Here is a 14,201-nt window from a genome sequence, read left to right as displayed (position 1 = left end):
GTCGGCGGGCATCATCATGTGTAGAGGGTTTCTGACCTATGAGTTCGCCAGTTCGTAGCGCCGGCGGTATTCCTCCTTGGATGTCTCACTCACGTCGACGTCCGTGGCGCGGGCGCGCAGGGCTCCCACGGTGGCCTGCTCGCGCGGAGTGTGCTCGAACGGATCCCAATCGAAGAACCTGGCAACATTCTTCCAGGTGATTTTATCGATCTCCTCGTCGGTGCAGCGGGAGGCCGCGAGCTCCTCCATCAGCATCTCCGGCGAATTCGGCCAGGTGGAATCGGAGTGCGGGAAGTCGCACTCCCACGCGATGGTGTCGATGCCCAGCCGCTCACGGTTGTTCAGACCGCTCGGCTCGGTGATGTAGCACGCCAGGAAGTTCTTTCGCCAAACCTCCGTAGGGCCCATTCCCTTGGGAAGGAAGCTCATGCCCGTCCACGACTGGTTCTCGATATGCCGCTCCAGCCGGTCGAGCCACGGCGCCACCCAGCCCACACCGCCCTCGCTCATGGCGACCTTGAGGTCGGGGAACTTCTGGAAAGCCCCGCTGAGCATCATGTCGTTGGCCGCGATCGTCGAGATGAGCGGCGTCAAGACCATCATGTCGTCGATGTTGAAACCCTCGGGCCGCTTGACGAGGCCGAAGCCGCCGCCGATGTGCAGGCTGAGGACAATGTTGTGCTCCACGCACGCTCTGAAAACCGGGTCCCAGTGACCTGATTTGAAGTCGGGAAATCCGACACCGTAGGGGGTTTCGGGAATGCTGATGGATCGGCATCCCATGGCCGCTAGCCGGTGGATCTCCTTGACCGACGCGTCCATGTCGAAGAACGGGATGATGCCGAGCGGGATGAAGCGGCCCGGGTAGGTGCTGGGGACCTCGCCGACGACCCAATCGTTGAACGCCTGGCAGGCAGCGAGAGACAGCTTCTTGTCCGGCAGGCTGGCCAGATGGGTGCCGGCGAATCCCGGGAAGGTGGCGAAAAGTGTTGCGGCCAGGGTGCCGTTGGCATCCATGTCCCGCACCCGCATGCTCATGTCGTAGACACCGGGGCGCATCTCGGCGTAGCCCGTCGGATCCAATCCCCACTCGCTCTTGGGCCAGGAGACCACGGCGTTCAGTCCCGAGCTGCCGACCACGACGTCCTGGAACATCCAGGCCTGCACGTTGGGGTTGCGCGGGTGGGCTGTCAGCTTGGGAGCCTGGTCCATGAGACTCTTCGGGAAGTGCTTTTCGAATATGTCGGCTGGTTCGACCACGTGGTCGTCGATGCTGACCATCACCATGTCGTCAATGTTCATTGGAAGTCCTCTCCTGCACTGCGCAGAAAATATCCGGCAGTGGCGCCAGTCACTAATGAGAATAGTACTTTCATTTGTGAGAATCTAGATCCCGCCCGGTCGTATTCGGCAGGTCCTGCGGTGGGCACGGTTGGTGGTCGGGCTTCGCGCGACATTGTTCAGCGCAGGACAGTGCCGCCGTCGACGTTGACGACCTGGCCGTTGATCCACGACCCGTCGTCGGACATCAGGTAGGCGACCATTCCCGAGATGTCGCTCGGCCTGCCCGCGCGCGGGCTGCGGGATCGGGCGATCAAAGATTGCAGTAGCTCCGGAGAGGCACCCTGCTCGATCTCGGAAGTGAGGATCAATCCGGGAGTGATGGCATTGGCGCGGATGCCCTCCCGGCCCCAGCGAGAGGCAACGTGCCGCGCCATGGCATTGATACCCGCCTTGGTCGCGGAGTAGGCCGGGCGTTCGGGATCACCGGTGAAGGACGCGATGGACGAGGTGTACACGATGGTCCCACCGCCTCGGGCGAGAAGCTCCGGGATGCTGTGGCGGGTGACGAGCATGTGGCCGCGGAGATTGACGGCGATGGTGCGGTCCCATATCTCGAGGTCGATATCGACGATATTCGTGTCCTTGGACACCGCCGCCATGTCCCCGGCGTTGATGTGGACCGCGTCCAACTGCCCGTAGGTCCGCACGGCGAACGAGACCAACTCCTTGACGGACTCGTCGTCGGAGATGTCGAACTGCGCGGCGACCGCCTGACCGCCGGCCTCGCTGATGGCCGCAGCGGTCTTCTCAGCGCCGGGAAAATTCAGGTCGCCGACCACCACCCTTGCTCCGCACTGTGCCAACCGCTGCGCAGAGGCGGCGCCCAGGCCGGTGGCCGCACCGGCGACGAGAACTACCTTGTTTGTCAGACCCTCCACGAGGACCTCCTTGGTGACGTCATTCCGCGGTCCGTGGGAAGATCCGCGGCGATCGGGTATCGGGTATGCGAAGTGGGGGTCTCGGCGTCGTTCATCGACAACGTCTCCTGCCGCGCCGGCAGTACGGAAAGGCTCATCGGGGGTACCGCACCGGAGGCCCACCGCTGAGGACACTGTCGAGGATGCCCAGGTCACCGCCGAGTTCGGCGACGGTCCTACGGACTACGGCCACATCCTTGTCCAGGAACTCACCGACCGCGCTTCGGAAGGACTCCACCGAGCCTCTCGCTGCGACACTGCCCATGACCCGACTGGCGGAGCTACCGTGGGGAAGAGCCTCCAGCAGCACGGATTCGTCTATTCCGAGCTGCCTGCCGAGTTCGGCGGCTTCGGCGAGAAGCCCGATCTGCGCCGCGAACAGTGCATTGTTCACCAGCTTCACGCGTTGCCCGTTGCCGCGGGGGCCGACGTGGAGAATGGGATCGCCGTAGCTTTGCAGTATCGGGCGGATTCGCGCCACAGCGCCCTCGGGTCCGCCGAGGAAAAGGGTCAAGCACCCGGCTGCGACGTCGGGTGGCCCGCCGCTGACCGCGGCATCGATCACGTCGACGCCTTGTGACGCCGCACGTTCCGCGACGGTCTCGATCGTGCGGGGACTCACCGTCGTGTGTATCGCCAGGACGGCACCGCTCGGCATGGCCGCCAGCAACGGGCTGTCGAGGCACACTTGCCGAACCTGGTCGTCGCTGAACACGCATACCGTCACGAGATCGGCTCCCTGGCCGATCTCGGAAAGGTCGGAGAATGCCTCCGCCCCCGAAGTGTAGATAGCGGCGCGCCTTTCGGACGAGCGGCCCAGCGCGCGCACTTCGTGACCGGCTTCGGCGAGCCCCCGGACCATGGGCAGTCCCATGCGCCCGGCACCGATGAATCCGACGCGACTCATCGCGGGTGGTCCATCAGAGTGAGCGTGGTGTCAGCGGCGGCCATCGCGATGCCCGTCGGAACCTCTGCCGCGGCGGCGAGACCGGCCACCAGCCCGACATCCTTCTGGAGCAGCTCGCCGGCGTGCGCCGCGATGCGATCGAGAGTGCCGCCGGCAGAGACGATTCGGCTGAGTGCAAAGCTGTCGGCTGTTCCGTGGGTGATGACTTCACCGAGTTTGGCGGGGTCGACACCCAGTGACTGCCCGAGGCTCAGGGTGCTGGCCGCCGTGGCAAGGTTGGCGGTGAAAAGCAGATTGTTGAGCAGCTTCGTGACCTGTCCGGCGCCCAGCGGACCCAGGTGGACGACGGGGTTCGCATACATCGAGAACACCGGCCGGCAGCGGTCGTAGTCGTCCACCGCTCCTCCCACCATCACCAGCAGACGCCCTTCGGTGGCCGCCGATCCGCCGCCGCTCACCGGAGCATCGACGACGGAGACCCCGCGCTCCCGCGCCTTGGCGGCCAGGTCGTGACACGTGTCCGGGTGCACCGTGCTGTGGATGGCGATCACGCCGCCGTCCTTCATCCCTTCGAGCACACCGTCCTCGCCGGCGACCACCTCCTGGACGTCGTCATCGCTGACCACGCAGATGCACACGAGATCGCTTGCTGCCCCGAGGTCGGCAGGGGAGTGGGCGAACGTCGCGGCGGTGTCGGCGAAGGGCACGAAAGCGTCGGGGCGGCGCGCCCACAGGGTGACGTCGTAGCCCGCGTGAATGATTCGACGTGCCATGGGCGCGCCCTGGCTACCGAGTCCGATGAATCCGACGCGCATCAGAGTTCCTCCGATTCGAGATTGGGCATCATGCGGCCACGACCTCTCGTGGTTGCGGCCGCCAGAACAGTGCGAGCAGTCCCGCCGTTGCGGCGACCCCCAGACCCAGTGCGGTGCCCCCACCGGCCCAGCCGGCGATGTCGATGCCTGTGACGGCGTCGAACGAGAACTCTCCCGGCCCGAGCATTGCCAACGCAAGAGCGGTTACCGACAACACAAGGACGTACTCATAGCCTTCCTTGAAGACGAAGAACCCGTTGGGCCGGTGGGCGAGGAGTGCCGCCACGAGCATCACCGAGATCACTGCCGCACAGGCGAACGGAGTGAGGAGGCCTATGACGAGAAGTAGGCCCGCACCGATTTCGGTGACTACACTCAGCCACGCCTGCAGCTTGCCCTGCCGCAGGCCTAGTCCGCTGAACCAGCGGGCAGTTCCTTCGATACGGCCACCGCCGCGCCAATGGTTCAGCCCGTGCGCGATCATGGTCACTCCGACAACCAGTCTGACAAGTAGCAGTGCAACATCGACGGCGTGCATCAGTCGTCGTCCTTTCCCGTTGTGCTGTGTGTGCAGTGCTCGACGAAGGACAGCACCTTCGCGTAGTAGTCCGGGGCTCCATGGCCGAGGCTGAGGTTGTGCCCGCTGCCGGCCTGTTCGTTGACGGTGACGCTGGGCGCAGCAGTGAACATGGCCGCGATGTCTTGCAGTGCGGCGGAGTCGATTCGCCACACCTTCTCGAACTCGGCGGCGGTGAAGTGGACGGGAACTCGTATCCGCGCCGCGAGCGCCGGAAAGTCGATTCGCGCCCAGGTCGCCAGGACACCTGACTCGTAACGGGGAGTCGATGAGGCGATAGGTGCGCCCCCGATCAGTTCGGTGGGGTACAGGTGGCTCGGTTGCCACAGCAACTCGCGCACTGCCTCCGGTGGCGCCGGCTGGTGCGGCGTGCCCAGGATTTCGGCCGCTACGGGCTGGTGTTCGTGACCGGTGCCGGCAAGCTCGATACCCAGTAAGTCGGTGCCTCGTTCATCGGCGGCCATGCGGACTGCGAGCTCCGAACCGGCCGAATGCGCCCACACGAAGACGCCGGCGCCGCGCGGGCGCGACCCGAGGTGGTGGTCGATAGCCGCATAGGTGAGGTCCACCCGTCGTTGGTGGGGGGCGATCTCGACCGCGAACGGCGCAGAAGTGCCGTAGCCCGGCCGATCGAGCGCGAGCACGGTGTACCCGAGCGCAGACGCGAACCGCAACAACGACAGTTCAGGGTGGCCCGGGCAGTCGTAGTAAGCCGAGTTCGTTGCTCCGCCGTGCAGCGCGACGATCACCGCGCGCGGATCCGGAGCCTCGGACAACAACGCCGACATCGGGATTCCGTCGATGTCGACCACGCGCGCGCACGGCGTGGTGGTTTGAGTGCCGTCGACGTCGGTGGGTAGCGAGAGCTCGCGATCCGTGGTGGTCATGCATCCGTCCTGAGAAGCAGGGCGCCGCCGGGGGAAAGGCCTCCGGTGGCGGTGACGGCGACACGGGCGCCGGGAACCTGGCGTGCCCCGGCATCGCCGCGCAATTGGGTGACGGCTTCGTGGATCAGTCCCATGCCATGGGTACGGCCGTGTGAGAGCTGACCGCCGTGCGTGTTGAGGGGGAGCACGCCGTCCCGGGCAATGTTTTTGCCGCCGTCGAGGAAATCTTTCGCTTCACCGATGCCGCAGAAGCCCAGGGCTTCTATCCAGGACAGGCAGTTGAACGTGAACCCGTCGTAGAGTTCGGCCACGTCGACATCACTGGGGCTCATCGAAGTCCGCGACCACAGGTGGGCGGCGGGGCCGAGAACCTGAGGTTCGTGCGTCAGCGTGCTCTGATCCCATTCGATCCGCTCGACGATCTGGGTGCCGACGGCCTCGACAAGCACGGGCGGCTTCGCGAGATCGTGGGCGGCGTCCACCGCCGAGACGATGACGGCAACCGAGCCGTCGCAGGGAACGTCGCAGTCGTAGAGACCGAACGGTGTGGTGATTGGCCGGGCAGACAGGTAATCGTCCATCGTCATCGGATCGCGGTACACAGCAGTGGGATTGAGCGCGGCGTTGGCCCGCTGGTTCAGTGCGATCCATCCGAGTGTTTCCCGGGTGGTTCCATATCGGTGGAAGTGCCGCTGTGCGTTCTGGGCCAGCGTATGTGCTGCCGAGGTGGCCCCGAACGGTACCATCCAACTGGGAGTGCGGCCGGTGGCCGGTGGGGGGATCTCGCCGCGACGCATCTGCTCGCTGTAGGTCGCTTCCCAGAGGGTCCGGTAACACAGCACATGACGTGCCAGGCCGCTAGCGACCGCGAGCATCGCGGCGATCACGGATCCGCCGGGACCGAAGGTTTCGATGCCCCCGTTGTGCCATGTCGGCCGGAGTCCGAGGGCTGCCTCGACTCCGGTCACACCGCCTTCGCCGAAACCGCCGACCTGGCCGGCGCCGGGATAGCTTGCGAGGCCGTCGATGTCGTCCATCGTGAGGCCGGCATCGGCTACCGCACGCTCGCAGGCCTGCAGTGTCAGCGCCATCGGGGACACCATCAGCCGTCGACCGATTTCCGACATCCCGATGCCGGTCAGCGCCACCTTGTCCTCGAACTTTTCGCGCGTCACCATGGGGCGCACGGACTTCCTGATCTGGCTCGGATCCACTTCGTCCGTAGGCAGGGGAAGAGGCGCAGGCTGTTCGGCCGCAGGCCGGAACAGCGGGAGCCACACATCGCCGTCCTGCGTGAAGACGACCTCCATCCGCATACCGAGTTCGAGCTGCGCAGGGTCGCACTCGACCACGTTGGTCGTCAAGCGAACCCGCTGATCCTCGTCGATCGCGACCTGGGCCACCACATAGGGTGCCGGCAACCCGGGCAGGCTGAAGCGGTGGTTGACCGTGAATCCGATGAGAGTCGCGGAACCGGACACCATCCGGACACCCAACAGATGGCTGTGGCAGTACCGGCAAATCGGTTGTGGCGGGTGGATGAGAGCCGAGCACGACTCACACTCCTGCAGCCGCAGGCGGCCATCCGCGCCGGACGTCCAGAAGAAACGGTTCTGCGGGGTGATCTGGGGGAGGGGGCGGCCGGACTCTTCGGCCGCCTTCCCCTCTACCACCGAATCGACGGCCGTGGAGTCAGCCACGTGCTTGCGCATCCTTACCCCGTGCCGTGATCGGTTCGGCGAGTCCCTGCTCGTCGCAGATCAGTTGGAGCTTGTCGAGCGTGTCATCCAGGCCGGCGCCCAAGCGGGGGCCGGGAGTGAACGTCGCCGGAAGATGACGCATGCCCTGAATGACACCGATGGAGTCGTAGTGCACGGTGCCTTCCGGGTCGCAGCGGTAGTCGGGCATCCGGTCGAGCACGGCGACGAGCATCCGCTTGAACACGGTTCGTGCGACATTGGATCCGATGCAACGGTGAATCCCCAGACCAAAACTGAAGTGACGGTTTCCCTTGCGCTCGAGATCGATCTGGTTCGGCTCCGGAAACAGCGACGAGTCGCGGTTGGCCATCGCCCAGGACAGCCAGAGGCGGTCGCCCTCCTTCAACTGGATTCCGTCGTACTCACAGTCGGCGGAGATCGTGCGCCCGTCGCCCGGTGCAGGGGCGAAGTAGCGCAGGAATTCCTCGGTCGCGGAGTTCAGCAAGGTGTCGCGTTCGCGGCTGAGAGTGTGACGCTCCTCGGGATGCTGAGACAGCCACTCGAGCGAGTGCGCCGTGAGTGCCGTCGTCGTGTCGAACCCACCGCCGATGAGGAGACTGAGAATGCCGAGCAGTTCCATATCGTCCGGTGTCTCGCCGTCGACTGTGGCGCGTGCGAGCGCGTCCACCAGTCCTGGACGTGGATTCACACGGATCTCCATGAGATTGGTGAGGAGGTCCAATCCCATGGCGCGGTGCAGTTCCCCGATTCGCGGGATGTCGGGGGAGTCCGGTGGTGTGTAGACCGCGGCGTGGACCGGCTCGTTGTAGATCGTCCATTTCTTGATGGGAATTCCGAGCATCGCCAGTGTGAGGACGGCGGGGACGATGTTCGCGAGCTCGTCTACGAAGTCGATCCTGCCCGTTTCGATTTTCTCGTCGATGGACGCGCGCACCACCTCGTCGATGAACGGGATCCACCTGTTGACTGCAGCGGGCGACAGGTACGGGTTGAGAAGCGAACGAAATTCGCGATGCTCGGGCTCGTCCATCTCGAGGATGCCGCCTCGGACGCCGCTCGCGCGTTCCATTGTGGGGATAGCTATGCCCTTGTATCCACGACGGATGCCTTTCAGGTCGTGATCGTTCGACACGTCGGCGGACCGGGCGAAGGTGAACACCTCGCGGCTGCCCGCGGCGACCCAGTGGCCGCCATGGGTGTCGGACCAGGCCATCGGACACTTCGCGTGCATTTCCTCCGTGATCGGTAGGAAATTGTCACGGTACTCCGGTGCGTGCCGGTCGAAGTCGTAGGTGTTCTTCTTCCGACTGTCGTCGTCTACGACGTCATCAACGCTCATCGCGTCGTCCTCTCTTGCGGTTCGAGGTGAATTGGCGAGTTCCGACCGGCAGCCGTGTCAGAAAAGGGAGATAGCCTGCTCTGGGCAGGAGTGGGCGGCTTCGCGCACCTTCTCTTCGTGTTCGGCGGACACCGATTCGCTGACGGCCGACGCGTGGCCGTCGATGTCGCTCAGTTCGAATACGTCTGGAGCTGCCATTGCGCACAGTGTGTGCCCTTGGCAGCGTTCTGGGTCGACCTTCACCTTCACGTTATTCCTCCTGGTCGCAGGTGAATCCATCTCGTGCACATACTGTTTTGATCCGTCGAGCCGCGGTCCGGCCGCAGGTCAGGTGTGGTAGTCGTACCACTTGAGGTAGCCGCCGCCGTCGACACGCATCTGCATGCCGGTGACGTATCGGGCTTCGTCGGAGGCGAGGAACAGGACGGTGTTGCTGATGTCCTCGGGCTCGACGTAGGGGATCGGCATGGCCTGTTGAACCCCGAAAGCGGGCTCGGCGTCCGCTCGCGTCGGGTGTTCCAGATCTGGCCGGAACGACCGATACATCGGCTCGCTCTGCAGCATGTCGGTGTTGCAGTTCGTCGGGTGCACGACGTTGGCACGAATGCCGCGCGGGGCGAGATGTGTCGCAAGTTCGTGGATGTATTGGGAAAGTGCACGTTTGGAGAAGACATAGGCGACTCCACCGAGGTCCTTGCCGGGAACGTCCACCTTGCTCACGTCCATGAGTGCGGCGGTCGATCCGGTTGCGATGATCGAGGCACCATCTCCCAGGTGGGGCAGCGCAGCCTGAATGGCATTCATCGTCCCAATGAGGTTGGTGTCGACCACAGCGCACCAGGCGTCGATCTGTGGTTCGCCCTTCATACCCGCGACACCGGCCTGCGCGACCACGATGTCGAGAGAGCCGAGTTCGGCGATGCCACGCTCCACCGCGGCCCGCAATTGGTCGATTTGCCGAACGTCAGCCTGTATAGCGACGATGCGTCGACCGTGCTTTTCTACCAAGCGTGCGGTCTCTTCGAGATCCTCCGGGGTCGCCATCGGATAGCCGATCGCCGCGATGTCGCTACACAGGTCGACCGCGATGATGTCGGCTCCCTCTTCGGCCAGTCGCACGGCATGGCTGCGACCCTGGCCTCGCGCCGCGCCGGTAACGAACGCGACCTTGCTTTCTACTCGTCCCACTGAGAATCCCTTCGTTGATTGGCCGGCGTCAGCGCTTGCGTCCGACGCAGTGCGCGATGCGCCTCAGGTATTGCGGCCGCCGTTGACGCCGAGAATTTGGCCGGTGATGTATCCGGCTTCCTCGGAGATGAGGAAGGAGCAAGCGGCGGCGATGTCCTCCGGTTGGCCGACGCGCCGGACTGGGGTCTTGCTGATGTGCTGGTCGATCGAGCCGCCGAGGAGGCCCTTCTCCTCGGACCGGCGCAGCATGGGTGTGTCGATGAAGCCGGGAGGCACCGCGTTGACCGTGATGCCGCTGGGCCCGTATTCCAGAGCCAGCGATTTGGTGAGTCCGTTGACCGCAGACTTTGCGGATACGTACGCCGACATGAACGGCTGGCCTGAGTGCGCACTGGACGAGGAGATGTTGACGATGCGACCCCAGCCCGCATCGACCATGTCGGGAAGCACTGCCTGGACGCAGTGGAAGACGCCGTTCAGATTGACGTCGATCACTCGCTGCCAGTTGTCGAATGCGATGTTGCCGAACCGCTTGTACAGCTCGAGTCCTGCCCCGTTGACCAGGACGGTGATCGGGCCCAACTCTTTTCGAACCTCGGTGAGAGCGCTCTCGATCTGGGCAGGGTCGGTCACGTCGACCTTGTACTCGAACGCGGATTCGGTCGGTGCAAGATCGAGTACGGCGACTTGGTAGCCGTCCTTGCGCAGGCGTTCGGCGATGGCGCGTCCAATGCCGGAGCTACCTCCGGTGACGACAGCTGTTCTCACGACCAGGCCTCGTCGCCCGAGATCGTGGTGCGCCGCATCAGGCGTTCCGAGGAAGGGTCATAGGGGAGCGCTCGGTGCAGCATCCCGGTGTTGTCCCACACCACCACGTCGCCGACCTTCCATTCGTGGGTGTACGAGAAGCGTTCCTGGGTCGCCCAACCAAGCAATTCGTCCAGCAGTGCCCGGCTTTCCTCGGGCTGCATTCCGACGATGTGGTCAGCCGTGGCACCGATGACGAGCGACTTCCTACCGTCGCGGCGCGTCCAGACGAGTGAAGTCTCGTGTGTGGGAAGTCGACGCCAGTGCGCCAGCATCTCGTCGGAAGGGTCTGGATGGACCAGCCGCTGGGCCGCCTCGAAGCTGTGTACTACCCGCAGGCCCTCGTAGCGTTTGCGCTCGTGCTCGGGCAGGTTCTCGTATGCCGCGTAGGTACTGGCGAACTCGGTTCCGCCGCCGACCATGGCGACGTGCCGGGCGGTGAGCATGGTTGCCTTCGCCGGCACATCGTTGGTGGTGTCGTCGATGTGCCAGTAGAAGGTCCCCTTGAGGTACTCGGCGGACGGGGCCTTGGCCGGGTCGAGGGAGACTGTGAAGAGCTCCTCGCCCGGTGCCGTCATGCGCACCGTTCCGAGTTTTCGGCTGAACGCCAGCTGGGCATCGTCGTCGAGATGCAGGCCGCGAATGAGCAGCACGCCCCGCCACTTCAGAGCCTCCAGGCACCGGGCGATAACCGCCTCATCCTCCAGGCTCTCGACGCCGGTGACTTCCACTCCGAGCGATGGACCGAGTGCTGTAGTCTGGATCACAAGAATCTCCCTTCCGTTTTTGAGAACCATACTCTCGGAGAACACGGTGTGGCAACAGTCGATCAGCAACCAGGTGAGGTGTGGCGCCGATCTCAATTGGGGGTATCCCCGCGGCTCACATGTTGTTACATTCTCTGCAGAGCCAATGCATAATTCTCAATTGCGAGAATTGTATTTTCACTTTGAGTGAGGAGAACGGATGTCATCTCAGGACACGGTGTCGGCCGCGAACGGTGGTCACGGAGGCCGTGAGGCCGCGACCGTGCTGAACGTCGACAAGCGCCTGCTGATCGACGGGCAGCTTGTTGCGACCGAGCGGACGTTCGCATCGATCAATCCAGCTACGGGTGACATCGTCGGATATGCGCCTGATGCCGGGGTCGCGGAAGCCGAAGCGAGTATCGCTGCAGCGCGGAGGGCCTTCGACACGACCAGCTGGTCTACCGACGTGGAGTTCAGGATCAAGTGTCTCGACCAGTTCCACCAGGCGCTGCTCGACAACCTCGAGGAGCTCCGCGAACTGACGATCGCTGATGTGGGTGCCACCGTCCAGCTCACACGCGCCAACCAGCTGGAGGCACCTATCCGAATCGTGCGCTACTACGCAGACCTCCTGCGCGAGTACCCGCTGAGCGAAGACCTCGGCGAAATCGACATTTCCGGACAGCGCCACAAGCGGTGGGTGGAGAAGGAAGCGGCCGGCGTCGTCTCCGCGATCGTTGCGTACAACTACCCGACGCAGCTCGCGTTGGCCAAGATCATTCCCGCGCTTGCCGCGGGATGCACAGTGGTGCTCAAGGCTGCGCCCGACACGCCGCTCGTCACGCTGGCCCTCGGCGAGATAATCGCGCAACACACCGACATTCCAGCGGGCGTCGTGAACGTCATCAGTTCCTCCGAGATCGCCCCCGGTGAGCTGATGACGACGCACCCCGACGTCGACGTGGTCACCTTCACCGGGTCGACCCCGACCGGACGCCGCATCATGGCGGCGGCGGCAGACACGATGAAGAAAGTGTTCACGGAGCTCGGCGGAAAATCCGCGATGATCGTGCTGGAAGACGCCGATTTCGCGATGGCTGCGAAGTTCGCGGCCGGGACCGTCTGTTCGCACGCCGGTCAGGGGTGCGCTCTGACCACGCGGCTACTCGTGCCGCGAGCGCACCACGACGAGATCGCGAAGATGGTGGCGGCGATCATCCGTCGCATCCCGTTCGGCGATCCGACTGACCCACAGAATTATATGGGCCCTCTCGTGAGTGGTCGTCAGCGCGAGAAGGTCGACGCGATGGTGCAGCGAGCGATCGCTGACGGTGCCGAGTTGCTGGCGGGTGGCACGAAGGTCGATCCAGGTTTCTTCTATGAGCCCACGGTCTTGGCGGGCGTGGATCCCAAGAGCGAGATCGCACAAGATGAAGTGTTCGGACCGGTGCTCGCGATCATCCCGTTCGATGACGACGACGACGCTGTGCGGATCGCCAACGACTCGATCTATGGTCTGTCCGGCGCGGTGATGAGCGCGAGCGACGAACGTGCAATCGCGATAGCCCGGCGCATCCGTACCGGAACGATGGGCATCAACGGCGGGAATTACTTCGGTCCGGACGTCCCGTTCGGTGGTTACAAGCAGTCGGGTATCGGACGTGAATGCGGCCGAGAAGGACTGGAGGAGTTCCTCGAAACCAAGGCCTTCGCGGTCGTGGTGAAGCCGTGAAGCCGCTTGCGGGTATCCGCGTGCTCGAGGTCGCGATGTACGGCTTCGTGCCCTCAGCGGGTGCCGTGCTCGCCGATTGGGGCGCGGAGGTCATCAAGGTCGAGCACGCCGTCACCGGGGACCCGCAGAGGGGGCTCCGCCAGATCGGGCCCCTCCGGGTCGAGGGTGATCCCAATCCCAATGTGGAGCATGCCAATCGCGGCAAGCGGAGTATCGGACTGGACATGGGCCGACCGGAGGGCAAGGCGGTCCTCGACGACCTGGTCCGTCGGTCGGACGTCTTCCTGACCAGTTTCCTTCCCCAGGCCCGCACCAAATTCGGGATCGACGTGGACGACGTCCGCGCAGTGAACCCGAACATCATCTATGCGCGAGGCAGTGCCCTCGGTCCACGTGGTGTCGAGGCAGACAAAGGCGGTTACGACATGACCGCTTTCTGGGCGAGGGGAGGCATCGCCGCAACGCTCACACCTCCAGGAGTGGAAGGCATGATCAGTCCGCCGGGACCTGCCTTCGGCGACACCATTTCGGGGACGAATCTTGCCGGGGGTGTCGCAGCGGCGCTCCTGGCCCGCGAGCGCACGGGAACACCGTCGATCGTCGACGTCTCGCTGCTGAGCAGTGGCGTGTGGGCCATGGGACACGGCATTGCGTTGTCAGCTCATCTCGGCAAGGCCATGGTGGCACCCGTCCCTGGCGCCCACGGCGCGCCGACCAATCCGCTGTCGGGGATATACGCCACCGGCGACGGACGTTACCTGGCATTCGTCATGCTGCAGCCCGCAAAGTACTGGGCAGATGTGTGTCGCCACATCGACCGCCCCGAACTCGCGGATGATCCGCGCTTCGCCGATGCCGCCCAGATCGCCGCCAACACCGACAAGGCCGTGGCGATTCTCGGGGAGGTGCTCGCCACCCGCACCCTCGCGGAGTGGACGGAGCGCTTCGCCACGCTGTCCGGTCCGTGGGGGCCGGTGCAGGATTCACTCCAGGTGTCCGTCGACGCGCAGGTCCGCGCCAACGAATACCTGGTCGCGGCGGGCGAACTCGAACTTGCTGCCAACCCGGTGCAGTTCGACGTCGCTGCCCCCGAGCTTGGCCCGGGTCCCGAGTTCGCGGCCCACACCGACGAGATCCTGGCCGAGCTCGGCTTGGACTGGGATCGCATCATCGCGCTCAAAACGGCGGGCGCTGTTACCTAGATTGCTGGGAGTTCAC

General features: G+C 64.5%; 14 protein-coding genes. 2 read left to right on the top strand and 12 right to left on the bottom strand.

The genetic code is table 11. The features are described from left to right. Positions 1 to 36 precede the first annotated feature (36 nt). The 12 genes from ACH49N_RS06390 to ACH49N_RS06335 all read right to left on the bottom strand — a co-directional run bounded on the left by ACH49N_RS06390 (position 37) and on the right by ACH49N_RS06335 (position 11,269). Positions 37 to 1,302 (bottom strand): amidohydrolase family protein, encoded by a 1,266-nt coding sequence (locus tag ACH49N_RS06390; RefSeq protein ID WP_358271154.1) that lies wholly within the window; start codon positions 1,300 to 1,302, stop codon positions 37 to 39. Between the two features lie 158 nt (positions 1,303 to 1,460). Continuing rightward, positions 1,461 to 2,222, bottom strand: a complete 762-nt coding sequence (locus ACH49N_RS06385) for an SDR family oxidoreductase (protein ID WP_358271153.1) — start codon at positions 2,220 to 2,222, stop codon at positions 1,461 to 1,463. A gap of 133 nt (positions 2,223 to 2,355) precedes the next feature. After that, positions 2,356 to 3,168 (bottom strand): NAD(P)-dependent oxidoreductase, encoded by an 813-nt coding sequence (locus ACH49N_RS06380; protein WP_358271152.1) that lies wholly within the window; start codon positions 3,166 to 3,168, stop codon positions 2,356 to 2,358. Further along, the gene (locus ACH49N_RS06375) at positions 3,165 to 3,983 is read right to left on the bottom strand and encodes an NAD(P)-dependent oxidoreductase (RefSeq protein WP_358271151.1); all 819 of its coding nucleotides are present in this window, start codon (positions 3,981 to 3,983) and stop codon (positions 3,165 to 3,167) included. The genes ACH49N_RS06380 and ACH49N_RS06375 overlap by 4 nt, the downstream gene beginning before the upstream one ends. A 28-nt stretch (positions 3,984 to 4,011) precedes the next feature. Continuing rightward, on the bottom strand, positions 4,012 to 4,521 hold the full coding sequence (locus ACH49N_RS06370; protein WP_358271150.1) for a DoxX family protein: 510 nt from the start codon (positions 4,519 to 4,521) through the stop codon (positions 4,012 to 4,014). After that, a complete protein-coding gene (locus ACH49N_RS06365; protein ID WP_358271149.1) occupies positions 4,521 to 5,447 on the bottom strand; it encodes an alpha/beta fold hydrolase in 927 nt (308 codons plus the stop codon). Before ACH49N_RS06365 ends, ACH49N_RS06370 begins: the two co-directional genes overlap by 1 nt. Beyond that, positions 5,444 to 7,159, bottom strand: a complete 1,716-nt coding sequence (locus ACH49N_RS06360) for a thiolase C-terminal domain-containing protein (protein WP_397504483.1) — start codon at positions 7,157 to 7,159, stop codon at positions 5,444 to 5,446. Before ACH49N_RS06360 ends, ACH49N_RS06365 begins: the two co-directional genes overlap by 4 nt. Further along, positions 7,140 to 8,507: a cytochrome P450 gene (locus tag ACH49N_RS06355; RefSeq protein ID WP_358271147.1), complete on the bottom strand. Its 1,368-nt coding sequence runs from the start codon at positions 8,505 to 8,507 to the stop codon at positions 7,140 to 7,142. The genes ACH49N_RS06360 and ACH49N_RS06355 overlap by 20 nt, the downstream gene beginning before the upstream one ends. Before the next feature lie 57 nt (positions 8,508 to 8,564). Further along, the gene (locus ACH49N_RS06350) at positions 8,565 to 8,756 is read right to left on the bottom strand and encodes a ferredoxin (protein ID WP_109334874.1); all 192 of its coding nucleotides are present in this window, start codon (positions 8,754 to 8,756) and stop codon (positions 8,565 to 8,567) included. Positions 8,757 to 8,834: 78 nt separating this feature from the next. Continuing rightward, a complete protein-coding gene (locus ACH49N_RS06345; protein WP_109327045.1) occupies positions 8,835 to 9,695 on the bottom strand; it encodes a mycofactocin-coupled SDR family oxidoreductase in 861 nt (286 codons plus the stop codon). A 63-nt stretch (positions 9,696 to 9,758) separates the two neighbouring features. Then, on the bottom strand, positions 9,759 to 10,463 hold the full coding sequence (locus ACH49N_RS06340; protein WP_358271145.1) for a 3-oxoacyl-ACP reductase FabG: 705 nt from the start codon (positions 10,461 to 10,463) through the stop codon (positions 9,759 to 9,761). Next, complete coding sequence (locus tag ACH49N_RS06335) at positions 10,460 to 11,269, bottom strand: TauD/TfdA family dioxygenase (RefSeq protein ID WP_358271143.1); 810 nt, start codon at positions 11,267 to 11,269, stop codon at positions 10,460 to 10,462. The genes ACH49N_RS06340 and ACH49N_RS06335 overlap by 4 nt, the downstream gene beginning before the upstream one ends. A gap of 199 nt (positions 11,270 to 11,468) precedes the next feature. Here ACH49N_RS06335 and ACH49N_RS06330 point away from each other — a divergent pair, with 199 nt between their 5' ends. Then, on the top strand, positions 11,469 to 12,983 hold the full coding sequence (locus ACH49N_RS06330) for an aldehyde dehydrogenase family protein (RefSeq protein WP_358271141.1): 1,515 nt from the start codon (positions 11,469 to 11,471) through the stop codon (positions 12,981 to 12,983). Next, entirely contained in the window at positions 12,980 to 14,185 is a 1,206-nt protein-coding gene (locus ACH49N_RS06325) for a CoA transferase (protein ID WP_358271140.1), read from the top strand. The genes ACH49N_RS06330 and ACH49N_RS06325 overlap by 4 nt, the downstream gene beginning before the upstream one ends. Positions 14,186 to 14,201 lie beyond the last annotated feature (16 nt).

It is taken from the genome of Rhodococcus sp. NPDC019647 (genome assembly GCF_044389235.1).
In the GTDB taxonomy this organism is placed as follows: Bacteria; Actinomycetota; Actinomycetes; order Mycobacteriales; family Mycobacteriaceae; genus Rhodococcus_F; species Rhodococcus_F oxybenzonivorans.
Note: the sequence above shows the minus strand (reverse complement) of the source record. Positions and strands in the feature narration are given on the sequence as shown.

Bases quoted from the DNA above. Each gene is read 5' to 3' on its own strand.
- ACH49N_RS06360 (WP_397504483.1), bottom strand. From the start codon at position 7,159: ATGCGCAAGCACGTGGCTGACTCCACGGCCGTCGATTCGGTGGTAGAG.
- ACH49N_RS06355 (WP_358271147.1), bottom strand. From the start codon at position 8,507: ATGAGCGTTGATGACGTCGTAGACGACGACAGTCGGAAGAAGAACACC.
- ACH49N_RS06370 (WP_358271150.1), bottom strand. From the start codon at position 4,521: ATGCACGCCGTCGATGTTGCACTGCTACTTGTCAGACTGGTTGTCGGA.
- ACH49N_RS06380 (WP_358271152.1), bottom strand. From the start codon at position 3,168: ATGAGTCGCGTCGGATTCATCGGTGCCGGGCGCATGGGACTGCCCATG.
- ACH49N_RS06330 (WP_358271141.1), top strand. From the start codon at position 11,469: ATGTCATCTCAGGACACGGTGTCGGCCGCGAACGGTGGTCACGGAGGC.
- ACH49N_RS06375 (WP_358271151.1), bottom strand. From the start codon at position 3,983: ATGCGCGTCGGATTCATCGGACTCGGTAGCCAGGGCGCGCCCATGGCA.
- ACH49N_RS06390 (WP_358271154.1), bottom strand. From the start codon at position 1,302: ATGAACATTGACGACATGGTGATGGTCAGCATCGACGACCACGTGGTC.
- ACH49N_RS06365 (WP_358271149.1), bottom strand. From the start codon at position 5,447: ATGACCACCACGGATCGCGAGCTCTCGCTACCCACCGACGTCGACGGC.